Annotated in this window: 20 protein-coding genes and 1 pseudogene; 13 read left to right on the top strand and 8 right to left on the bottom strand. The window is 59.0% G+C overall.

What is annotated here, in order from left to right:
- Position 1 precedes the first annotated feature (1 nt).
- Complete coding sequence (locus M9920_06260) at positions 2-622, top strand: PEP-CTERM sorting domain-containing protein (GenBank protein MCO5051888.1); 621 nt, start codon at positions 2-4, stop codon at positions 620-622.
- Positions 619-1,242, top strand: a complete 624-nt coding sequence (locus M9920_06265) for a hypothetical protein (protein ID MCO5051889.1) — start codon at positions 619-621, stop codon at positions 1,240-1,242. The genes M9920_06260 and M9920_06265 overlap by 4 nt, the downstream gene beginning before the upstream one ends.
- On the opposite strand, the gene larC is transcribed toward M9920_06265, so the two are convergent.
- Both larC and larB read right to left on the bottom strand, forming a co-directional pair.
- Entirely contained in the window at positions 1,223-2,614 is a 1,392-nt protein-coding gene (larC, locus tag M9920_06270) for a nickel pincer cofactor biosynthesis protein LarC (protein MCO5051890.1), read from the bottom strand. The two genes, M9920_06265 and larC, sit on opposite strands and share 20 nt — an antisense overlap.
- Before the next feature lie 141 nt (positions 2,615-2,755).
- Positions 2,756-3,466 (bottom strand): nickel pincer cofactor biosynthesis protein LarB, encoded by a 711-nt coding sequence (gene larB / locus M9920_06275; protein MCO5051891.1) that lies wholly within the window; start codon positions 3,464-3,466, stop codon positions 2,756-2,758.
- A 212-nt stretch (positions 3,467-3,678) separates the two neighbouring features.
- Between larB and M9920_06280 the strand changes: the two genes are divergently transcribed.
- From M9920_06280 to lptE, 9 genes are all read left to right on the top strand, one after another.
- Entirely contained in the window at positions 3,679-3,873 is a 195-nt protein-coding gene (locus M9920_06280; GenBank protein ID MCO5051892.1) for a hypothetical protein, read from the top strand.
- 113 nt (positions 3,874-3,986) lie between these two features.
- Positions 3,987-4,937 (top strand): HPr(Ser) kinase/phosphatase, encoded by a 951-nt coding sequence (hprK, locus tag M9920_06285; GenBank protein ID MCO5051893.1) that lies wholly within the window; start codon positions 3,987-3,989, stop codon positions 4,935-4,937.
- 46 nt (positions 4,938-4,983) lie between these two features.
- Positions 4,984-5,262 carry an HPr family phosphocarrier protein gene (locus M9920_06290; protein ID MCO5051894.1) on the top strand — a complete coding sequence of 93 codons (279 nt, stop codon included), beginning with the start codon at positions 4,984-4,986 and terminating at the stop codon, positions 5,260-5,262.
- 56 nt (positions 5,263-5,318) lie between these two features.
- Complete coding sequence (gene gatC, locus M9920_06295; GenBank protein ID MCO5051895.1) at positions 5,319-5,606, top strand: Asp-tRNA(Asn)/Glu-tRNA(Gln) amidotransferase subunit GatC; 288 nt, start codon at positions 5,319-5,321, stop codon at positions 5,604-5,606.
- A gap of 21 nt (positions 5,607-5,627) precedes the next feature.
- Positions 5,628-7,094 (top strand): Asp-tRNA(Asn)/Glu-tRNA(Gln) amidotransferase subunit GatA, encoded by a 1,467-nt coding sequence (gatA, locus tag M9920_06300; GenBank protein ID MCO5051896.1) that lies wholly within the window; start codon positions 5,628-5,630, stop codon positions 7,092-7,094.
- A gap of 213 nt (positions 7,095-7,307) precedes the next feature.
- On the top strand, positions 7,308-7,709 hold the full coding sequence (gene msrB / locus M9920_06305) for a peptide-methionine (R)-S-oxide reductase MsrB (GenBank protein MCO5051897.1): 402 nt from the start codon (positions 7,308-7,310) through the stop codon (positions 7,707-7,709).
- A 119-nt stretch (positions 7,710-7,828) separates the two neighbouring features.
- A complete protein-coding gene (locus tag M9920_06310) occupies positions 7,829-8,329 on the top strand; it encodes a hypothetical protein (protein MCO5051898.1) in 501 nt (166 codons plus the stop codon).
- 63 nt (positions 8,330-8,392) lie between these two features.
- The gene (gene bamD / locus M9920_06315; protein MCO5051899.1) at positions 8,393-9,382 is read left to right on the top strand and encodes an outer membrane protein assembly factor BamD; all 990 of its coding nucleotides are present in this window, start codon (positions 8,393-8,395) and stop codon (positions 9,380-9,382) included.
- Positions 9,383-9,384: 2 nt separating this feature from the next.
- The gene (gene lptE / locus M9920_06320; GenBank protein ID MCO5051900.1) at positions 9,385-9,897 is read left to right on the top strand and encodes an LPS assembly lipoprotein LptE; all 513 of its coding nucleotides are present in this window, start codon (positions 9,385-9,387) and stop codon (positions 9,895-9,897) included.
- Between the two features lie 105 nt (positions 9,898-10,002).
- Here the strand turns inward: lptE and ffh are convergent, their stop codons facing one another.
- The gene (ffh, locus tag M9920_06325; GenBank protein MCO5051901.1) at positions 10,003-11,346 is read right to left on the bottom strand and encodes a signal recognition particle protein; all 1,344 of its coding nucleotides are present in this window, start codon (positions 11,344-11,346) and stop codon (positions 10,003-10,005) included.
- A 137-nt stretch (positions 11,347-11,483) separates the two neighbouring features.
- On the opposite strand from ffh, the gene M9920_06330 reads away from it, so the two are divergent.
- Positions 11,484-11,708, top strand: a complete 225-nt coding sequence (locus tag M9920_06330) for a hypothetical protein (protein MCO5051902.1) — start codon at positions 11,484-11,486, stop codon at positions 11,706-11,708.
- A gap of 108 nt (positions 11,709-11,816) precedes the next feature.
- On the opposite strand, the gene M9920_06335 is transcribed toward M9920_06330, so the two are convergent.
- Complete coding sequence (locus M9920_06335) at positions 11,817-12,230, bottom strand: peptide chain release factor-like protein (GenBank protein ID MCO5051903.1); 414 nt, start codon at positions 12,228-12,230, stop codon at positions 11,817-11,819.
- 78 nt (positions 12,231-12,308) lie between these two features.
- Positions 12,309-14,288: an MFS transporter gene (locus M9920_06340; GenBank protein ID MCO5051904.1), complete on the bottom strand. Its 1,980-nt coding sequence runs from the start codon at positions 14,286-14,288 to the stop codon at positions 12,309-12,311.
- A gap of 227 nt (positions 14,289-14,515) precedes the next feature.
- Between M9920_06340 and M9920_06345 the strand changes: the two genes are divergently transcribed.
- Positions 14,516-16,180 carry a fucose isomerase gene (locus M9920_06345; GenBank protein ID MCO5051905.1) on the top strand — a complete coding sequence of 555 codons (1,665 nt, stop codon included), beginning with the start codon at positions 14,516-14,518 and terminating at the stop codon, positions 16,178-16,180.
- Between the two features lie 84 nt (positions 16,181-16,264).
- Here M9920_06345 and M9920_06350 read toward each other — a convergent pair whose 3' ends face one another.
- The 3 genes and pseudogenes from M9920_06350 to M9920_06360 all read right to left on the bottom strand — a co-directional run bounded on the left by M9920_06350 (position 16,265) and on the right by M9920_06360 (position 22,841).
- Positions 16,265-17,014, bottom strand: a complete 750-nt coding sequence (locus tag M9920_06350; protein ID MCO5051906.1) for a sigma-70 family RNA polymerase sigma factor — start codon at positions 17,012-17,014, stop codon at positions 16,265-16,267.
- Between the two features lie 2,260 nt (positions 17,015-19,274).
- A pseudogene (locus tag M9920_06355) lies at positions 19,275-20,276 on the bottom strand (serine/threonine protein kinase).
- 273 nt (positions 20,277-20,549) lie between these two features.
- Positions 20,550-22,841, bottom strand: a complete 2,292-nt coding sequence (locus tag M9920_06360) for a hypothetical protein (protein MCO5051907.1) — start codon at positions 22,839-22,841, stop codon at positions 20,550-20,552.
- Between the last annotated feature and the right edge of the window lie 130 nt (positions 22,842-22,971).

Here is a 22,971-nt window from a genome sequence, read left to right on the forward strand (position 1 = left end):
CATGAAAACAAAAATGAAACTCCTCTGCATCGCAGCTCTTATCTTCGTGGGAGTTGTGCCATCATATTCGCAAGGTTACATTGTTCCAAACGGCGTTGTTTATTCCGGATATAACCCTGGCTTTGGCTATGAAATTGACGTGTTACATGATCCAACCAACTCGTATTACACTGGCTTTGGATTGGATCCCATGGGCAAAACGCTGCCCACAGTCTATACAAACACGTTTAGGTTCGGAGCCATCCTTGATGTTAGCGTGCGCGTTTTCTTGGTGGCCTCAAATCAACCCGTAAGCCTGCAAGCGATCCAGTCTGGGAGTTATACGGAATTGATGTTTCAAAATTACGTTTTAAACAACGGGTCCCCGTTTTACGTAGGATTGTACACCGGCAACCAGAATTTTTATCCGCCGGGCGGAATTTACACTGACCCGCTGTTTGGCTGGGCAAGGTTGGTAAATAATCAAGGAGTGATCCAACTGCTCGACAGCGCGCTGGTTTACAAGGCTGAAGGCATCTTCGCCGGAACACAAACCATCATTCCCGAGCCGACGAGCTGCGCTTTGATCGTCTTGAGCGGCGCACTTTTGGGGATTCGCCGTTGCAAGCGGTTGAGCGTATGAAATCGCTTGTTGCCATAGTTCTCGCAGTTGTCACCGCTATCGGGCTGCACGCCCAAGGCTACATCGTGCCCAACGGGGTGTACACGAATTTGTTTCCTGGAGAAATTGATGTATGGAACCTTGGGCCGCAGATAACAGGATTTATGCTTGAGCCGTGGGGCAGACAAGCCCCGGCAGCTTTTACAAACATCTTTCGCTTCGATGAGCCGATTACCATTGGGGTGCGCGTTTTCTTGGTTTCGCCGAATGATCCCATCAGCCTCAGACCAACCGTGGCCAATGCTCATCGTGAGTTTCAATTCGGCGAGACATATGTCTTCCAGTCGGGAGCGCCGTTTTACGTCGGGCTGTATACCGGGGCAGGTTTTGCACCACCATATCCTCCTAACCCGCCGTTCTTTTATCTGGATCCAGTTTTTGGCTGGGCGAAACTGGTCAACAACCGAGGTGTGATTCAGGAGGTTGACTACGCTGTCGCTCACCAAGCCCAAGGCATTTTTGCCGGCACCACGACCATCATTCCCGAACCAAGCAGTGCGACTCTGGCAATGCTGGGGATATTGGCTCTGGCTTTCCGCCGGCTGAAAAAGTCTTTTGCCCTCACTCCTCCACCGGCATGACGAGTTTGGCTGTCTCATAAACCTGCCGCAGCGGCACTTTCTTCTGCGCGGCCAGTTTTTGGCACGATTCAAACTCTGGCGCGACTTGCACCACTTTGCCGTTCAGTTTGCCCAGCTTCACCGTTACCGGGCCGAACTTGGTTTTTACCGTCGTAAATTCGCGCCGCAATTTCCGGCGCTCGGCAATCGTCCGCCGCACGCCGAAGGCCGTCGTCTCGCGCAGTATCAGTTCGCCGAATTTGTCCGCGTCCGCTTCAGGACACAGCACGGTGAGCAGCACACCCGGACGATTTTTCTTCATCTGAATTGGCGTGTGGAACACGTCCAACGCGCCCGCTGCCAGCGCGGCTGTCACAAACGCGCCAAGAATCTCGCCGCTCACGTCGTCCAGATTCGTCTCCAACACCGCGACACGATCCGTCTGCCAATCGTTGGTAGCGGATAGTGAGTGGTGGATGGTGGATGGAATGTTCGCGTTTGCGCCAGCAACTTTAGACTTTGAACTTTGGACTTTGGACTGTACGCCCCAAACGGCGCGCAGGACGTTTGGTCGTGTTTTATTCTCGCGCGTGCCGAGGCCGAAGCCGATTTTTTCCACTGCGAGGTTCTGCATCGAGTCGAAACTCTCGGCAAACTCCGCCAGCAACGCCGCGCCGGTGGGCGTGATCAGTTCGTTGGGTTCATCACATTGCGACACCGGGATTTTGCGCGCGCCAAGGATGGCGAGCGTGGCCGGAGCGGGAATGGGGAAACGTCCGTGCGCGCAGCGAATCCAGCCCGTGCCTTCCACGACGGGCGCAGCGACAACGCGCGGTTTGCCAAGTAATTCCAAACCGATGCACGCGCCGACAATGTCCACGATGGAATCCACCGCGCCGACTTCGTGGAAATGCACTTCATCCGCCGGCTGGCCATGAATTTTCCCTTCAGCGTCCGCGATGCGTTGGAACACCGCGATGGATTTCTGTTTCACCCAGGGCGACAGCTTGCTCTTGTTGATGAGTTTTTTGATGTCGCAAAAATTCCGGCTGTCGTCGTGGGAATGGCCGTGGTGCTCGTGCTCATGATGATGTTCATGACCGTGCTCATGGTGATGATGCTTATGCGTGTGGCTGTGTTCATGTTCGTGATCACTGCCATCGTCGTGATGATGCTCGTGGTCATGGTCATGCGCGAGATGAACATCGAACTTGATGCCGGCGATGCCCTGGCGTTCCTGTTGGCTGACGTGCAAGTGATAACCATCGAGCTTGAGCTTTTTCAGCTCGCGCTCGAGCCGATGCGCGTCAACGCCCAGGTCAATCAGCGCGCCGATGAACATGTCGCCACTGATGCCGCTGAAGATGTCGAGGTAAAGGGTTTTCATTCGCATGTCCGTATTTTGTAGCCGCATTTTAATGTCAAGTCATCGAGGCGTTACATCGTCAAAACGCTAAATCGTTACAACGGACAAAAACGCGCCGCCTGAATATTTTCGCGTTGTAACATTTCAACGATGTAACCTGGTAACGATTCAACCATGTAACGCATTGATCTGCCCTGCCGCGTAGCCCGCGCCAAATCCGTTGTCAATGTTCACCACCGTGACGCCGCTGCTGCAACTGTTCAACATGCCCAGCAACGCCGCCAGACCGCCAAAGCTCGCGCCGTAACCCACGCTGGTCGGAACGGCAACCACCGGCCGATTGACCAGTCCCGCCACCACGCTGGGCAACGCGCCTTCCATTCCGGCCACCACGATCAGCACGTTCGCCTGTTGCAAAATTTCCAAACGCGCCAGAACGCGATGCAGCCCCGCCACGCCCACGTCGTGAACTTCCACCACTTGATTTCCCATCAGGGTGGCGGTGAGGGCCGCTTCTTGCGCCACCGGCAGATCGCTCGTGCCGGCGGAGACGACGGCGATGGTGCCAGGACGTTTTGGTAGCGGCCACTTTTCAATCGTCACGCAGCGGGCGAGTTCATAATGCCGCGCCGCTTTGAATTTTCTTTGCAAGGCGCGCGCTTGTTCTTTCGTGGCGCGGGTAACGAGCACATTTTGCTTGTGCTGAAGCAACCGGGCGGCGATGCCCACCACTTGCGCGGCGGTTTTTCCCGCGCCGAAAATGACTTCCGGACATCCCTTGCGCAGCGCCCGATGCAAATCCACCTGGGCAAAACCCAAGTCGGCAACTGGTGCAGCTTGGAAGGCGCGCAGGACACGGGCGCGCGAAATTTTATCCATGCGGAATTGTTCCAGCAGTTGTTCGGCTTGAGCTGTTGTCACGGAATCACGATGACAGCAAAACCAGGTTGGGTCACGCCAAAACCAAGTCGTCGGGAGGCGGCTCGATCCCGCAGCTGCGCGGACTGGGTTCGCCTCTGCGGCCCGGAGTCCATCGCTCAGGCTCGACACGATTTGCAATTCGCGTAGCCTGTCGGGAACGGGCAAAAACTATGACAACTCTATTCATCGTCGCAATTCTATTGGTGGCCGGATTTTTCTTTGTGCTGCTCACCCGCTGGCAGAACGGGAAAGCGGGAGCGGGGGATGGTTGCGGGTGCGGTCACGATCACGCCCCGGCGGAGTCGTCCGCGCATAAATCCCACGCTGACGGAAAAAGCGGGTGCTGCGGCGGCAAACATTCGTGAAGCGCCGTTGCGGTAGATTCATCCAGGCGACCGCTGGAGACGGCGTGGAGCGGACGGACGGGAATTCAGGTTGAATCCAACGCGCCACCGTCTATTCTGGCGGCGGGCAAGCCATGAAACCAGAAGTCATCACCGTCGAACGATTTTTCCGGGAAAACCAGCAACCTCTGGGGTTGGAACTGGTGGCGGGCGCGGAGGGTTTGAAGCGCGAGATCATTGAGCCGACCGTTAATCGTCCGGGGCTGATGTTGGCCGGTTTCACAAAGTATTTTGCCTACAAACGCGTGCAGGCTTTGGGCAACGCGGAGATTTTTTTCCTGCGTTCACAAACGCCGGCGGATCGCGCCAAATGTTATCAAACCCTTTTCAATTACAAGGTGCCGTGTCTGGTTTGCAGCCGCAGTTTGAAACCGGATGAGGAGATGATTGCGGCGGCCAACGCGGCGCGCGTGCCGGTTTTCCGCACGCCACAAATCACCATGCACTTCATCAGCCAGGCGACGCTGACGCTGGAAACCATGTTTGCGCCGCGCGGCACCGAACTGGGCAGCATGGTGGACATTCTGGGCATCGGCGTGATCATCAAGGGCGAGAGCGGCGCGGGCAAAAGCGAAAGCGTGCTGGCGTTGATCGAGCGTGGGTATTGCCTGGTGGCGGATGACGTCGTGAAAGTGCATTTGCAGGACGGCAAACACGTCATCGGCACGGCGGCTTCGTTGACCAAGGATCACATGGAAGTGCGCGGCATCGGCATCATCAACGTCGCGGCCATGTTCGGCATCAAGAGCATCCGCTCCAACAAACGGGTGGATTTGGTGGTTTCACTGAAGGCGTGGAACGAGGTGCCCGATGTCGAGCGGCTGGGATTGGAGCAGGAATTCACGCAGATTCTCGGCGTCAAAGTGCCGCACATTACCATTCCGATCCGTCCGGGTCGGGACATCGCGCGACTGATCGAGGTGGCGGCCATGCACCTGAAATTGGCGATCACCGGCTACAATCCCGCCAAGGAATTGAATGAGCGGCTGATTGCCCAAATGATCAACCCGCCTCCGGCCAAATAAAAAAATGGCCTAACCCCTTCGATTCGCTAATAATGAAGCGATTTTGATGAGTGGATCGAAGCTGACCAAAGAACTCACGGTGCAAAACAAGCTGGGCATTCACGCGCGTCCAGCCGCCATGTTTGTGAAAACAGCCAACCGCTTTACCGCCGAGATCATGGTCGAAAAAGACGGGGAAACGGTGAACGGCAAAAGCATCATGGGCCTGATGATGCTGGCGGCCGGCCCCGGGTGCAAATTGACGGTCCACGCCAATGGCAACGACGCCGCCCAAGCGGTGACGGAAATTGAGGCGCTGTTGCAACGCAAGTTCGACGAAGAATAACCACCGGCGGCCAGTTGGAACTTGGAACTTCGCGCCCGAACCCCTAATCTCCGCGCATGGCTGGAACCGATTTTGATGTCAAATACGTGGCGCATCTGGCCCGACTGGCGCTCACTCCGGAAGAGGAAAAAATGCTCGGCACCCAATTGGGCAACATCCTTGGTTTTATTGAACAATTGAAGGCCGTGAACGTGTCCCAAGTCGAGCCCACCGCGCACGCCGTCCCGACGGTCAACGTCACCCGCCCGGACGTCGTTCAGCCCTCGCTTGCGCACGAAGCGGCGCTGCGCAACGCGCCCCGGCAGGCGGGCGGGCTGTTTGTTGTTCCCAAAATTGTCGAGTAACCCACGCGTTCCAGAGCCGACATGCCTCACCAACTCACCATTTCGGAACTAACCGCGCGGATCGCCCGACGGGAAATCAGCGCCCGCGCCGCCATGCAGGCGTGCCTGGATCGCATCGCGCGGGTGGATGAAAAAATCCATGCCTTCATCAGCTACGATGCGGCCGATGCCCTCGCGCAAGCCGACGCGCTGGACCAGGAAATTGCCCAAGGGATGGGCCTGGACCGTCCGTTGCTGGGCGTTCCCATCGGGCTTAAGGACGTTTTCGCCGTAAAGAATCAACCGCTGAATTGCGGCTCCAAAATTCTGGGAAATTTTATTTCTCCTTACGACGCCACGGTCGTCACCAAACTCAAGGCGGCGGGCGCAGTTGTGTTTGGTCGTTTGAACATGGACGAGTTCGCCATGGGCAGTTCGACGGAAACCTCGGCGTTCGGATTGACGCGCAATCCGTGGTCGCCAACGCGTATTCCGGGCGGCTCCTCCGGCGGCTCGGCGGCAGCAGTGGCGGCGGATGAAGTCATCGGCGCGCTGGGATCGGACACGGGCGGTTCGATTCGCCAACCGGCGGCATTCTGTGGCTGCGTGGGATTCAAACCCACTTACGGCCGCGTTTCGCGCTACGGTTTGGTGGCGTTTGCTTCGTCCCTGGACCAGGTCGGGCCGTTCACCAAGGACGTGCGCGATACGGCCACGTTGCTCCAGGTGATCAGCGGCCACGACGAACGCGACACGACCAGTGTGAAGCAACCGGTACCGGATTACCTCCAGGCGTTGGATGGAAACATCAAAGGTTTGCGGATCGGTTTGCCCCGGGAATTTCAAATCCCGGGTCTGGACCCGGAGGTGAAGGCCGCGGTGGATCGGGCAATTGAACAACTGCAGGCGTTGGGCGCCAGTGTGACGGAGATTTCCTTGCCCCATGCGGATTACGCCGCCGCCACGTATTACATCATTGCGCCGGCTGAAGCCTCGGCGAATCTCGCCCGCTTCGACGGCATTCGCTATGGTTTGCGCGCCGAGGGGAACGATCCGCTCGAGCTTTACTGCAACACGCGCGGTCAAGGGTTTGGCGCGGAAGTGAAACGGCGCATCATTTTGGGCACGTACGTTTTGAGCAGCGGTTACTACGACGCGTATTATCTGCGCGCGCAAAAAGTGCGAACGCTCATCCGGCAGGATTTTCTCAAGGCGTTCGAACAAGTGGATGCCATCGTGACGCCGACGACGCCGACGGCCGCATTCAAGATCGGTGAAAAATCGTCCGATCCGCTGCAAATGTATCTTTCCGACGCGTTCACGATTTCGTGCAACCTGGCGGGAATCTGCGGGATCAGCGTGCCGTGCGGTTTCACCAGCTCACCCCGGCTGCCCATCGGATTGCAATTGCTCGGCTCGCCGTTTGGTGAAGCGACCATTCTCAAAATTGCGCATGCCTACGAACAGAGTACATCCTGGCACAAGGAACGCGCGCCGTTGGCCGGTTAGGTTCACCGTGACCGGCTCCCGCAAGTAGTGGTGGGCGCGGCGTAACGCGACGATGAGGCGATGATGCGTTTGGAGATCATGCGAATAACCCGGGCCACGCTGGCGAGTTGGGCGGCGGTGCTGCTGCTTGGCTGCGGCGTTGACCGACACGTCGCCCGAACCGAAGCGCCGGAGGCGGCGCCGCCGAGCGCGGCCGATTCATCCACTTTAACCATGACTAACAACCTCACCAAAACGGACGCGGAATGGCGGAAGCAATTGACGCCCGAACAATATCGCATCCTGCGCGAGAAAGGCACGGAACGCGCGTTCACCGGCAAGTATTGGAACACCAAGGACGCGGGCGATTACCACTGCGCGGGCTGCGGCGCGTTGCTGTTTGCTTCGGACACCAAATTTGAATCGGAATGTGGCTGGCCGAGTTTCTACGCGCCGGCGCGGACGGACATCATTGCCGAGGCGGCGGACGACAGCTTCGGGATGCGACGGACCGAGGTGCTGTGCGCCCGTTGTGGCGGGCATCTGGGCCACGTTTTCAATGATGGCCCCAAGCCGACCGGGTTGCGCTACTGCATCAATTCCGGGGCCATCCAGTTTGAACCGGCCAAAAAGTGAGCGGCGACCCGGCGGTGGCAGTCGCATTTTATCGGGCCCAACCGGCACTTTTTACTGGCGCTGATTTCCGTTCGCGCTTAGGCTCGACTCGCCGTTGAACCACTAGAGAACAAGAGATTATGGACATCATCTTCAATTGCCCCAAGTGCGATCAGGAACTCGCGGTGGATGCCAGCGGGGCCGGCACCGAAATCACCTGCCCGTCGTGTTCGGAAAAGATCGTCATCCCCGCCGCATCGCGCTCCAGCGACCGACTGCCGGTCATTCCTCCAGCCAGTGGCACGGTTAATCCCATCGCCTCCTCGGCCGCCGCCAAAGTCGAGCGCCATCTCAAAGTGCCGGTGCGGAGCGAACCCGCGGCGAGTTTGATCGAAAAACCCTCCAAACCGCTGGAAGTGGCCGCGAAGGAATCCGATCGCAAATTGCGGATCAAGACCATCCGCCACACGGATTGCGTCGAGGTTGGGCGCGATCGTTTCGACGACACGGTGACGGAATTCCTGCAGAAAGTGGGCGAGCAACATCTGGTCAGCGTGACGCCGCTGACGTATTCCTACGTCGAAATCGGCTCGCAAAAAATTGTGACGGATTACGCCGTGATGATCGTTTACAAAGGCTGAATGACGAACCCCGGTTGGGGTCGCCTGCTTGACTTGATTTTTTCCCGCCGCTACCGTCCGCGCATGAGTCGTCGGTTTACCATTCTGAGCCTGCTGCTGCTGACCGGCCTGTTTTACGCCTTCCCGTCACCGGCCCCGTTGATTTTTACGCCGGGCGAAGGGTGGCACTACGAACTGCCGGGCACGACGGCGCAATGGCGCAAAGAGCAGGCCAAGGATCAACTCGCCGTGGCGCAGGAAGCCTTCGAGGCAAAAGATTTTTCCACGACGGTCAAAGCCAGTTCCTACCTCGTCCGCAAGTGGCCGCTCTCCGATTATGCCGCCGAGGCGCAATACTTGTTGGGACGCGGTTACGAAGCGCAGCGCAAGGACGAACGCGCGTTTGCGGCGTACCAGGAAATTTTCACCAAATATCCCAATAGCGATCAATTGGCGGATGCCGCCCGCCGCCAGTACCAAATCGCCTCGCGTTTTCTGGCCGGACAACGCTTCCATGTCCTCTGGGGTTACGTGCCGTTTTTTCCGAACATGGAAAAGACGGCGGGGTTGTTTGAAAAAATTGTCGCCAACGGGCCTTATGGCGATATGGCCCCGCACGCGCAGTTGCGCATCGGCGCGGCGTATGAATCGCAGAAAAATTACCCGGAAGCCGTGGCCGCCTACGAACGCGCCGCGGACCGCTATCACGACCTGCCCATCATTGCCGCCGACGCCTTGTATCGCGCGGGCATGTCCTACTACAAACAAGCGCTGACGGCCGAGTACGATCAAGGCACGGCGGGGCAGGCGATTGCGACCTTCAATGATTTGATCGTGCTGCATCCGGAAGACCGGCGGTTGCCGGAAGTGCGGCGCATTATTACGCGGCTCAAAGACGAGCAGGCGCGGGGCAATTTCAAGATCGCCGAATTTTACGCCAAACAAAAACGCTGGAGTGGCGCGTTGGTTTATTACAACGAGGTTTTGATCAACGGCGCCGAGTCCCGTTACGCCAGCGTGGCGCGCGAACGGATTGACCTCATCAAGCAGCGCCTGCCCGCCACGACGCAATGATCATGGTTTGGAAGCGCGGCATGTTGGTGGTCGGCCTGAGCGTGTTGCTGGGCGGTTGCGCGGGCTACCGCCTGGGCCCCACTGGCGGGCAAACCGCCGGCGCGCGTTCCATCCAAATTCAACCGTTCTTTAATCGCACTTTGGAGCCGCGTCTGGGCGAGGCGATCACTACCGCGCTGCGCAAGGAAATCCAGCGGGACGGCACTTACACGCTGGCCTCACGGGCGGATGGTGATCTGGTGGTTTCCGGCGACATTCTTTCCTATCAACGCGGCCAAATCAGCTTCCTGCCGACGGACATCACGACGGGACGTGATTACCGCCTGACTTTCACGGCGCATGTGGTGGTGCGCGACCGGATCACGGGACGGGTGGTTTATGATGAAAATCTGACCGGAGCCACTTTGATGCGCGCGGGTGATGATCTGCCGAGTGCCGAACGCCAAACGCTTCCGGTGTTGGCGGAGGATCTGGCACGGCAAATCACCGCCGCGCTGACGGATGGGAAATGGTAACGTCGGGATTTGGACGGCGATTGGTCCACGCCGATAATACTTGGCGACCCCAGCCGCTCCGCGTCGTTCCAACTTCGTAACTTCCCGCGTCGGCTCGCCCGGAGATTACCGACCAAACATGCCGGGTGCGGCGCCGCCCATGCGCGCCATCATTTTCTGGAACTTGCCCATTTTTTTCATCATCTGCTGCATCTGGGCGAATTTGTTGAGCATGGTGTTGAGTTCGGTCACGCTCACGCCGCTGCCCTTGGCGATCCGTTGCCGGCGTTTGGCGTTCAGGAGGGCCGGGGTTTTGCGCTCCTGCGGCGTCATGCCGCAGATCATGGCTTCCATATGCTTGAACTCACGCTCCTGTTTGGTGATGTCCACCTGCTTGAGCGCCTCCGCGCCACCGGGCAACATTTTCATGATGTTATCCAGCGGTCCGAGTTTCTTCATCTGCCGCAGTTGCTCCAGGAAATCTTCCAGCGTGAACTGGCCGCGGCGCATCTTTTCCTCCATGCGCTTGGCGTCCTCCAGGTCCACGGCTTCCGCCGCTTTCTCCACCAGGCTCACCACGTCGCCCATGCCGAGAATGCGGGAAGCCATGCGCTCGGGATGAAACGGCTCGAAATCTTCCAGCTTTTCCCCGACACCCATGAACTTGATCGGCTTGCCGGTTACCGCCTTCAAACTGAGCGCCGCCCCGCCGCGCGCGTCACCGTCCAGTTTCGTCAGGATCGCGCCCGTGATGTTCAGGGCTTGATCAAAATGCGTGGCGACATTGACCGCCTCCTGACCGGTGGCGGCGTCGAGCACCAGGAGAATTTCACGCGGCTTCACCAGGTCGCGCAGCCGCACCAGTTCCTGCACCAACGGCTCATCAATTTGCAATCGTCCCGCCGTGTCAAAAATGAGCGTGTTGCGATTGTGCGTTTCCGCGTAAGCCAGCGCGTCCCGGGCGATTTTCGTCACGTCGGTTTCTCCCCGCGATACGAACACCGGCAGGTCCAGTTGTTTCGCGAGCGTTTCCAACTGATCCATGGCGGCGGGCCGATAAACATCGGCGGCCACCAACAAGGGCTGGCGGCCTTGTTTTTGGATCAGCCGCGCCAGCTTGCCGCTGGACGTGGTTTTGCCCGCGCCATGCAAACCCACCATCAAAATGCACGCGGGATTGCGATCAAAATTCAACCCGGCGTTCTGCGAGCCGAGCAGTTCCACCAACTCGTCGTTGATGATTTTGATGATCTGCTGTCCGGGCTGAATGCTCTGGACAACCTCCGCGCCAATGGATTTGGCTTTGACGCGTTCGATGAAGTCGCGCGCCACCTTGAAATTAACATCGGCTTCGAGCAACGCCAGACGCACGTCGCGCAGCGCGTCGGACACGTTGCTCTCGGAAATTTTTCCCAGGCCGCGCAGATTACGGAAGGCGTTCTGGAGTTTGCTGCTGAGCGATTCAAACATCGCGCCAGCCTAGGTTTTTCGCGCCGTTGGCGCAAGATGGGCTTTGCGTCGGCTTCGAGTTTGCGGACGGCCCTCCGGTCGTTTGGTCGTTCGGAAAACTGGTCAAAGCGCGCGGGCTGAGGCAAGCTGCCGGAGCGATGGTGAATTTATTGGATACAAAATTTCTGTTTGCCTCGCTGTTGTGGGGCTCGATTGGCGTGGGTTACTTCATCTACGGCAAAAAGCAACAGGCCATGCCTCCCCTGATCGGCGGTTTGGTGATGATCGCGCTTTCCTATTTTGTCGAGTCGTGGTTTTGGATGTCGCTCGCGGGCGCTGCCTTGATGGCCGCAATCTACTGGCTCGTCCGACACGGTTATTGAGCCGCCGCGTGTGGCTTATGTGACAATTGCGCGGAGCCCCTCGGTTCGGACCGCTCGCGGTTCACAGGACAAAGAAGAAAATTTCGTTGCGCATTGCAGAGCGGCGCGTCAATCCCATCGCGGCGGACGGCGATCCGCCTTCTTGCGCGCGCGTTGCGCTTTTTCGGCAAGCATCCGGTCCTTGGCCGCGCGACTGCGCTTGCGTTTCTGCCGTCGCAATTTAGCCGCGTGCGCCTGGGCGGCGGTCCGCTCCCGATGTCGTTCCGCCTCGATCTTTTCCAGCAACAACCGTCGCGCCAGAAAGCGGTTGAGACCTTGCTGGCGAGTTTTCTGGCACTTGACCTGAAGACCGGTTGGCCGATGCAGCAGCACCACGCAGGTCGCGACCTTGTTGACGTTCTGGCCGCCGTGACCACCCGAACGGACGAAGGATTCCTCCAGATCGGCTTCCTGGATTCCCAGCGCCGCCATGCGTTGCGCGAGCTGGCTTTCCTTTTCCGTGCTGACCGGGAGCGTGCTCATGCGGGTAGCTTCCTTGATTCCAGGGTCATTGTCAGTCGCGAAACATACCGACTGGCGGTCGCAACTGATTTGTCGGGTTCAATGTCCTCCGACGCGACGAACGCCATGCAAAGCTTCCGCCTGGCTCAACTTCGGCCAGGTGTAGCCGTAAAGTGTGATCAGCGCGAAGCACAAGAGCGGGACGATGAAAGCGCGGGACATGTCGTAATGATCCGCCACCGCACCCATGAGTTTGGGCAGGATGGCCCCGCCCATGATGCCCATGACGATGTAGGCCGCCGCGCCTTTGGCCTTGCTGCCGAGACCAAAAATGCCCAACGCGAAAATGGTGGGAAACATGATGGACATGAAGAAATACGTGAGGAAAACGCACACCACCGAAAGCCAGCCCAGCTTGAGAAAAATCAACAGACACGCGATGACGTTCAACGCCCCGTACAGTCCAACCACCTTGTGCGCGGAGAACTTTTTCAGCAAGAGCGCCCCGGTGATGCGCCCAATCAAAAAGCAGATGAACCCAAACGAAACCAGTTGCGCCGCCAGTTGGTTGGTGATGACCAGAAACCCGTCGTGAAAGGTCAGCACCTCCGGATACGCCTCCGCCAGGAGCAGACGATTCAAACGCGCGGAACGACGCGACTCGGACGCTGACACCAACAGTTCCCGGGTCGGGTCGGAGAGGGTCACGCCGGCGAATCGTTCCGGTGTGTAGAGCTGTTCCTTGAGTACGAGACTGTTCAGGTCCTGTGTCAAAGCCACGCGCAAGGCGGCCGCACCAGTGGTACCGGATTGGAACTCGTTCAACGCCTCGGTCGTGGCCGGCGATAAATTCGCCGTCAGAAAAGCTGAGAGCGCATCCGATTTGTCGCTCAACCGATGCGCCAGTGACGGCAGATCTTTGAAGTCATTGGCGGAAAAAGCCGTTTTGACTTCAAACCAATTTTGGGTTCGCTCCGTCAACCAGGAGTTGGGCAAGGCGGGCGGTTCGGAAACCAGATAATTGATCAGGAAACTGAAAATACCCGCTTGGGCCGCCACATAGACAAATTGCGCCAGCGTGGCGCCGGTGAAATGTTCATGCGCCCAGATACTCTGCGCGGAAATCTTCTTCACGGTGACCGCCAATTTGATGGCGGCCAGAACCAGACCAATCGCACCCGCCCAAAAGAGCACCAGCAACAGGGCTGAATCCGGGTTCAGCGTCATACCCGGCAGACGCGGCAACCAGCCGGCGAGAGTCAAAGCCGGTTGGCCCGCTCCCACGGCCTCCAGGATCAACCACAAGATCATGCCAAAGATGCCGATCAACACGCCCACGTTCAGCAACAACAAAACGTAAACGGATTTGCGATTGATCCTTCGGTTCGCCACCGCACCGACGTCAGCATCCGTTTTGGCATCGGCAGCTTGTGGCTCATCGGTTTTCACGTCCGGGATGGGTGCGAAGAAGAATACAACGGCCAGAATCAAAACCACCACCGCGACGCCGGCGTAGGGGATCCATAGCGTCTGCGCGCCCGTGCTGCGACCGGCGGCGTCCGTGCCGTAAAAAAACGCGCTGCCGGCAATGGGTCCGAAAATCCAGCCCACTCCGTTGCAGGATTGCGCGATGTTGATGCGCGTGGCGGCGAAACGCGGCGCGCCGAGTACCGTGGTGTAGGGATTGGCCACGGTTTCCAGAAAGGTGAGACCGGAGGCGATGACGCAAACGCCGGTCAGGAAGGCCCAGAACGCGGCGATCTTGGTCGCCGGGATGAACCAGAATCCGCCCACGGCCACCATCAACAAACCGGCGATGATGCCGCCTTTGTAACCCAGCCGGGTGGCGAGCCAGCCCGCCGGCAGCGACATGAGGAAGTATCCCAGATAATGCGCGAACTGCACCCAGGCGGATTGCGAAAGACTCAGCTTCAGCTCCTCCTGAAAATGTTTGTCCATCACGTCAATCATCCCGTTGCAAAATCCCCAGAGCAGGAACAGCGAGCTGACCAGGAGAAAGGTGAAGAAAACATTCCGGCCATTGGCCAGGACGAACATGCTGGACTTGGGTTGGCTCATACGTTGCGGGCGATGACGACCGCCACCCGTTCACAGCGGCCGTCGGCTTTAACTAAACAATGAGGCTGCACAATGATCAGGGCTATCGGTACCGAAAGCGATGGAAGGCGTCAAGCCTGTGGCCGCGAGAAAATGATTTCTTTGGCCGCGCGCCGGGTGTATTCCCTATGCGGTCGGTAGAATAAAGATTAAACAACCAGCAAGTTCATTTCGTTACGACAATTGTTATGGCCAAAAACACGAATCGAACCGGACGGAGCTTTCCGCGTCTCAAGAAACATCAAGTGCAACTCGTCGCCAGCGGCGACCTGCGCCCTTCGGCCAATCGCGTCTGTTGGCCCGCGCAAAAGGAAATGGAGGACGCCCTGGGCGTCGCCCTCCAGGCGGAGGGCTACGAAGTGGTGCGGGGTCATGCTTACGATCCGGTCGCCAAACACGGCTTCATTGATTCACAACGGCGCGGGATGGAAGTCTTCCGCCACCTGGATCCCGACGCGCCGCTGATTGTGGCCGAGTCCGTCTGGCAATACTCGCATCACGTTCTGGCCGGCTTGACCACGCACCGCGGCCCGATCCTCACCGTGGCGAACTGGTCCGGCACCTGGCCCGGCCTGGTCGGCATGCTGAATTTGAACGGCTCGCTGACCAAGCAAGGGGTGACGTATTCCACGCTGTGGAGTGAAAATTTCACGGACGCATATTTCAAGACCCGCCTGCGGCAATGGCTCAAAACGGGGCGTTGCTCACATCCGACTCAGCACGTCCAGCCGCTCACCCGGATCAAAGTGCCCGCCAACGCGCGGCGCCTCGGCGAAAACCTCGCCGCGCAATTGCGGCGCGACAAGGCGATCATGGGCGTGTTCGATGAAGGTTGCATGGGCATGTTCAACGCCATTATTCCAGACCACCTGTTGCATGCCACCGGCGTCTTCAAAGAACGCTTGAGCCAATCCGCGCTTTACTACGGCGCGACGCAGGTCCGGGATGCGGAAGCGCGCGCGGTTTATCAATGGTATCGGCGCCAAGGGATGAAATTTCACACCGGCCCGAACGACGCGACCGATCTCACCGAGCGGCAAATTCTCTGGCAGTGCAAAACCTACATCGCGGCGGTGCGGATCGCGGCGGACTTCGGCTGCGACTGCGTCGGCATTCAATATCAGCAGGGCTTGAAAGATTTGCTGCCCGCCAGCGATTTGGTGGAAGGCACGCTTAATAACGCGGATCGGCCGCCGGTAAAATCGCGCGACGGCAAACGCGTGCTCTACGCCGGCAAACCGTTGACGCATTTCAACGAAGCGGACGAATGTGCGGGCCTGGATGGATTGCTCACCCAGCGCGTCCACGCGGCCCTGAACCAGCCGCCGGAAAATACATTGCACGATTTGCGTTGGGGTGATTGGGATCAATCCGGCACCGTCAAGGATTACGTGTGGGTTTTCGAGATCAGCGGCAGCGTACCACCGGCGCATCTGATCGGCGGTTGGAAAGGCGCGGAAGGGTTCCGGCAACCGCCCATGTATTTTCCGAAAGGCGGCAGCACGTTGCGCGGCGTTTCCCGACCGGGCGAAATTGTCTGGTCCCGCATCTACGTGGCGAACGACGCTTTGCACCTGGATATCGGACGCGGCAAGGTCGTCCGGCTGCCGCGCGCGGAAACCGAGCGCCGCTGGCAGGCCACCACCTGGCAATGGCCCATCATGCACGCCGTGACCTACGGAGTGACGCGCGATCAGATGATGGCCAAACATCAGGCAAACCACGTTCACTGCGCGTATGCCCGTAACGCCGCCGCCGCCGACCAATGCCTCTACGCCAAAGCCGCCCTGGCCCAGGCGCTCGGCATCAAGGTCAACCTCTGTGGCACGAAGGCCGACGGGAAGAAGTGGTAGCGGCGCCCGGGCGATGGTCCGACGTGGATTTCAATGGCTGAAGGTGAATTTCAGCATGAATGGCTGCGGCCGTTGGAACTCTGATTAAACCGCAAAGGCTCCGAACAAGGCGCGCATCTCTTCGTTGACCAGGGCCGGATCGCTCAGGGTGTGGGCGATCTCATCGCGCAGCAGTTCCCGATAGCGCTTGCGCAACCGATGCACCGCCACGCGCACCGCGCCTTCCTCCATGCCCAGCGCCTTGGCGACTTCGCTCTGCGCCGTCTCGCTCTTGCCCGCCGCGAGAAACATTTTCAACTGCTCAAACAACTTTCCTTTGCCGGCGGTTTCGCACTCGGCTTGCAATCGCTCGATGACCTGGCCCAGCAACGCCAGCGCCCATTCGCGGTCAAAGGCCTGATCCGGGCTGAGTTCATTTTGCGCGACGACTTGAAATTGCGTGTCCGCCGTTTCCCAATCCAGGGACAGCATCGTCATGCCGCCACCGCGTTTCTGGCGGTGGGCCTGTTTCCATTCGTTGACGAGGAAGTTTTTCAACGCCGCGAGCAGGAAGGCGCGAAACCGTCCGCGTTCCGCGCTCAAGCCCGCGAGATAATTCTTCGCCAGAAACCGCGCGAAGAACGCCTGCGTCAAATCCTCCGCATCCGCCTTCACGTGACCGTGCCGCCGCACGTAGGCATAGAGTGGAAACCAATAGGTGCGACACAACTCCTCCAGCGCATGATCCGATTGCGACGTATGCTGTTGCCCCGCCGCGAGCACGACCGTCCAATGCGTCGTGGCGAAAATATCGCTGGATGCATTCGCGGCCTGGCTGGAAAGTTCCGATGTCAAAGCAGTTTGGATTTAACCACGGATGGACACGGATGGACACGGATAAATAACGTCGGACAGCGATCTCGGCTGTCTCTGGTTCGCAAATGACCAGGACGGCAGCGTATCCATTGGCTTCGGAGCCCAAATTGCCACCGGGTAAAATTGTATAGACCACCAGCAAATTTACCGTAAATTTGCTGGCGATGTTTACACGCCAGCAACCGCTGCCGGAGCGATCGTTCTTCCTGTTGGGTCCGCGCGGGACAGGAAAAACGACTTGGTTGCGCCATGTCCGGTCCGAGGCATTGTGGTTTGACTTGCTGCGGACGCAGACTCACTCTCATAAAAAATAGGGCGACAAAACGCACTCGCAGTTCAAAACCTTGCGGAGACAGCCACATCCGTTTCAGATTCATCCATGGTCTCATGGCTTCTTTGGCAGCAACTGGTTTTAACGGATCTTTTCCGGCGACCCCGTGCGGTCTCTCGTTTTCGCCCGCCACAATCGCCAGCCGCAAATTGGCAGCAAGATCGCACCCGACCAGATCAACGCAATGATGACGTCCCCCGACAGGGAAAGATTCCATCCGCGGCGGGTGAGTGCGTCCATGAAGAACACCGCAAGGAGGATCACGGGAAGGACACTGATAAACGCCAGCCACGCACCGGCGGCGCAGCTAACCCGCTGCAATTCTACGTCACTCGTCCGCCGCAACAGAAAGGCCACCAACGCGGATACGCTCGCCAGCGATACGAAGATGGTGATTAGCCAGCCTCCCATGACGTTTCCCCAGAGCATTAACCACAGCAGACCAATCATCGTGGTCCCGCCAAATGCAATGGCCATTGTGAACGCAAGCGGTGGCAGCACCGCGTCAGGTTTATCGGCGAAACTCCGACCGAGAGACCAAAGGAGTACCGCTCCAAAGGCGCCAAAACCCAGGATTACTCCCAGAACGGCGCCAGCGAAAATGTTGAGTGGGCGATTTGGTCGCTCCGGATGGAGCGGCGGTACGGCGTAGTCAACGATGTCAACTTGTCGAAATTCCGATACGCCGGCTGCGGCCGAATCTGTTATTTCCTTTCTTTCCGCCGCCTGCAAAGAGCTGCGCATCTGCTGCCACCGAAGCTCACGATAACTTTGTGCAATTGCGTTTGCCAGTTTGGCGGCCTCGTGCGGCTCTTCGTCAAACACGGTGATTGCAATGAAGTTGTTGTCGACGCCAAACTTGAGTTGCAGGCGGTGCCTGAGCAGTGCCGTAGTCTCGGCGATGCTGAGTTTTTCGCCCCCAGTGTGTCGTCGGCCCCATCGGGTATTGAGGTCCGTCGCCTCGACGACATGATCCAAGACCGCTGGGGATTGGATGATCGAATCTTCCGTTTGAAGGAGATAGGGATCAGGCCCTGGCCCGATTGAGGGCAGGTTTGAATTACCTGTGACGGGGAGATTCACTCTGACCACCGCCGTGGCTTTGAAGGATTTCGGCAAAAGAAAAGTGACGGCGGTCGCCACCAAGAGCGTGCTGAAGCCAACGATCAGACCCACGAACACGGCCCGGCGAATGATTAGCCCCGAGGCGCGTTTCGCCATTTTCGGTATGACTTCCGTTTGAGCCTCGTCACCTTGTCTCCCACTGGCATCTGGTGTTTCCGCAATCGTCTCTTCCTGCGGCTTGGGCGCGCTGGCTTGTTGGTGGCGCCATTCGGGTTGCTTTTCCGCCGGCCCCGGTTTGCGGTCTCCCGTTTCCGCCAGCCGCATGAGCAGCCCGGCGACCCAAATCAACAAGGCAAGGAAGAAACTGATGAGGAGCGCCAGCAGGCCGCCCGTTGCAAGCTGCGGCGGCTGGACCTGATTTGCTTGCACAGTAAGCTCATGCGTTCCGCCGATGAAGCCGGTCAATAGCGTGCCCAGCCACAGCAGCCAGCACAACAACAGGTCGGAAGTGCACGCCCGGCGTTCCGGGGTGAGCCAGTAATCGCGCCGGGGAATGTTGATGGCCCGGGGAAAATGAACGCCCTGCCGGGCAATCAACCAGAACAAGCCGCCCAGAAACAGCGGCAGGCCCGCGACCAGAATAAAATAACCACGCCGCGACAGCCAGCCGTCGGCCTGACCGTCCGCACCAAAATGGCTGGCCACTGGATCGGGTAATTGGGAATAGGACCGCACCAGCAACAAGATCAGCAGGCCGTAAGCACAGGCGAATCCAGCTTTTGCAAGGAGCACGAAAACAGACCTTGTCGGGGCCGTCCGGTGGATCGCATCTTGCCCAACGGCAATCGTCTCCACCTGCGTTTTGAGGACGCTGGCTTGTTGGTAACGAAGCTCAGGTTTCTGTTCCAACGCGCGCAGAACGACCTCGTCCAGTCGCACGTCAATGGAGACTTTCCTGGACGGCGGCTCGATTTTCTTGCCGGGCAGTTCGCCGGTGAGCATCTGGTAAAACACCACGCCCAACGCGTAGATGTCCGCGCGATGATCCACCTCGCCGGGCGCGTGAATCTGCTCGGGCGACATGTATTGCGGCGTGCCCATGACCTTGCCCGCGTCGGTGAGGTTCTCTGTAGCGACAGTCTGTGACTGTCGCTGACTGGCCGCGCTTTTCTCCAGTGAATGACGGTCACAGACCGCCGCTACAATCTTCGCCAGCCCGAAGTCCGCCACCTTCACGCGGCCGCGCCGATCCAACAGAATGTTCTCCGGCTTGATGTCGCGATGGACGATGCCCTGATCGTGCGCGAATTGCAGCGCATCGCAAATCTGCGGCACGATGGCGAGCGCTTCACGCGCCGAAACGCGACCCGCGTGAAGCAACTGGCGCAGGTTCACGCCGTCCACGAATTCCATGAGGAAATAATAAAGCGAGGTAGCGGCAGGCATCCTGCCTGACGTAGAGGGCGGCATCTTGCCGCCCGGATGGGCGGTCGAACTGGCTGCGGCTTCCGAACTCTCCACGCCTTCACTTACACCGCCGCTTTTTCTGCCGGGCTGGAAGCCCGGCTCTCCGGCAGGCAGGATGCCTGCCGCTACGCCAAACTCAAACAGCGTGACAATGCCCGGATGATTCAACTTGGCCAGCGCCTTGGCTTCGCGGGCGAAGCGTTCGGCAAACGTGGGATCGGCCCCGATGCCCGGTGGCAGGATTTTCAAGGCTACGAGCCGATCCAGTTGTTTCTGTCGCGCCTGATAAACCGCGCCCATGCCGCCTTTGCCGATGAGTTCCAGAATTTCCAGTTGCGGAAACAGTGGAGCGAGTTCCGCGATGGTGGGTGGAATAAATGCCGGTTGCCTGGCCTCCGTGACGGTATCCGCCGCGGCGCCCTGTTTAAGCAGGCAGGCGGGGCAAAGCCCGGCCAGCGCGCCGGATGGCAACGGCGTGCCGCACTGCGGGCATTGGATCGGTGCGGGCATCGCCGATTTTTCTACCATGTCCATACTTCCATCAGAAGCAAAACCCGCGAAACGTTACAAAAATTCTGACCGGCCGTGGCCGCAAGGCCGGCGCCACCCGTTCGGAGTGGGCATGTGGCGGAGGTTTGAACGCGGGGCTGACTACTGTGGTTTCTCGATGAATCCGTGGTACAAACCCATGTAGTAAGGGAGCAGATAAACGGTGCCGCTCGCGAGTTCGCGCCCGTTCCCGCCATAGTCCAAGCGCCAGGGATCGGTGTTCCAATGATTGAAATGGCGATTCTCCACCGGTAACACCTTGCCATTCACCAGTCCCCCGCGATTGGGCCGTTGATCCGCGGTGAAATCAATCATCTCCTGGCGCCGCAACGGGATCAGATCGAGGCGTTGGCTGTTATGGTGCGCCCAGTTGGCGCGGTCCAGCGAAAAGCCGCGCAGGGTCGCCATGGAATCTGAGAGCCAATCCGACCACGGGTCCACCGGGACCGGACCAAAAGCATCCGAGAACGTGTGACCCGGCCCGACGGCGGCGTAGGCGAAGTTAAAGAAGGGGTTCATCTCGGGCGCTTCGAGTCGCCAGTAGTAATAGAAGGCGAAGCGCCATTTCTCCTGCCACTGCGCTTCCTTCGTGTAGCGAATGAGATTGTAGAAGCACATGAACATCATTTCGTCATCCGATTGGTTGCCCGAGCCGACGCCCATTTGCATCTTGGCGCTCATCACGTTGGCGGCGTAGCCGTGCTTCTCGATCAACTCCCGAATCGCCCGGCTGTATTTCGCATCACCGGTGACGTGTTCGGCCACGGTCAAATAGGAAAGGATGCTGAGCGAATTCAGGCCGCGTTCGAGCCACCACAGCGGATCGTCGTTCAAGTGGTGCGGCCCGTACACCGCCCAGCGGGTCGGTTTGCCGTCGTGATCCACCAACGCGAAATCGTGTTCGAGAAAGTGATCCACCAGATCGCGCACCACCTCGCGCACGCGCTCTTTCTCCGCGTCCGTTTCCGCCACCAGATCGTAGTAGGCTGGATAGAAAAAGAAGTGCCCGTCCAATTCGTCCGAGCTGGTGTCGCTTTTCCAATACCACTTGCCGTCGGCGCTCTTCGGCCAGCGCGGGTCAATGACTTTCCACAAGCGATCCTCCTCCTGATCTTTCCGGTCGCGCGCCACGCGGCCGAGGTTGGGATCGGGCCAATCCATCGGACGAATCGTGCGCGCCACAAAGCCCTTGGGCGGAACGTGCGCGCCGGTTTGCGTGACTTTTTGCAGGAAGCGCAACGCCTCGAAAGCCTGTTGGGCGCGCTTTTTGGCGGCGGGATCCTTCGTCGCGCCGTAGGCGAAACATTCGCCCGCGCCGTACATGGAAGTCCATAAACCGTCGTTGTCGCTGTCGTCGTAAATGATCTTCGAGCGATCGCCGGGCGCGCCCAAACCGACTTCGGAGGTGTAACCATACGGCGTGCGTTTGATATAACGCTCGATTTCCTGTTCGTAGTGTTCGGCCTTTTCCGCCAGCGTCATGGCGCGGCGCTCAATGCAGCCCAGTCCCTTATCGGTGGCGAACCACACGCGGCCATCCGCCCCAACGGCAATGGAACGCGCGTCGTTGCCGGGCAACCAGCGTTGGCCTTCCCGGTACGCCCATTCCTGGCCATCAAACCGAACCGCGCCGCGATGCGTGCCGAACCAAACTTCCGAACCTTCGCCCACCGCCACGCAGGTAAAGTCCGCATAGGGCAATCCCTCGGCCCCGGTGAAAAATGTCCATTGCCCGCTTTGGCGGCGAATTGCGCCCGCGGGCGTGGCCACCCACCACGTTCCGGCGCGATCAATCGCCACACCGCGCACGTCGTTTTCCGTCCAGACGCGACCGCCCTCGTCCGTGGCGCGAACCAGTTCCCAATTACCCGTCGCTGTCCGCTGCCAAAGGCCACGAGTCGTTGCGGCCAAAACCAATCCGCTTGGATCGGTGGCCACCTGGCGCACCTCGTGATCGGCCAGTTCGCGACTGGATTGGCCCGCCGCCGTCACGCGAACGGCTCCTTGGGCGGTGGCGAGCCAGACCGTGTCCCCGGCGCGATGAATCTGGCGTAGGTCAGAAAGCGCGGCAGAAACGGTGCGATTGATGCCACCGATGAAAACTTCAGTGGATTCCGCACTGGCATTTGCGGGTCGGGGCAGCGCCTCCCACTGATCGCCACGCAAGACGGACCATTGTTTGCCGTCCGCCACGCGCACCGAGCCGTCAGGGGCAACATCCACCACGGCAAAGCCGCCGGGCGAACTCGCGGGCAGCGGCCAGGCGCGGGACACTTCCTGCCGGAAAGCTTGCGGTGCGGGTTTGAAATCCGCGGCGTGAACGGAAGCCGATAAAATCAGCAATGCGCCCAGAGCGGGTGTAATTGTTCGGATCGGGTTGTGCCAATGAGCCATGCCGGAAGTATTCTGATGATCGCACGCGAGAGCAAACAGATTGCGTCGGGATTGAGCGAGATTTCCGCCAGACTGGCGGCCAATTGCTTCCGCTGGGAGCGACGGTGAAGTGGCGGCGTTGCGTTCCAGT

This window comes from Verrucomicrobiia bacterium, assembly GCA_023953615.1.
Taxonomy (GTDB): Bacteria; Verrucomicrobiota; Verrucomicrobiia; order Limisphaerales; family JADLHS01; genus JADLHS01.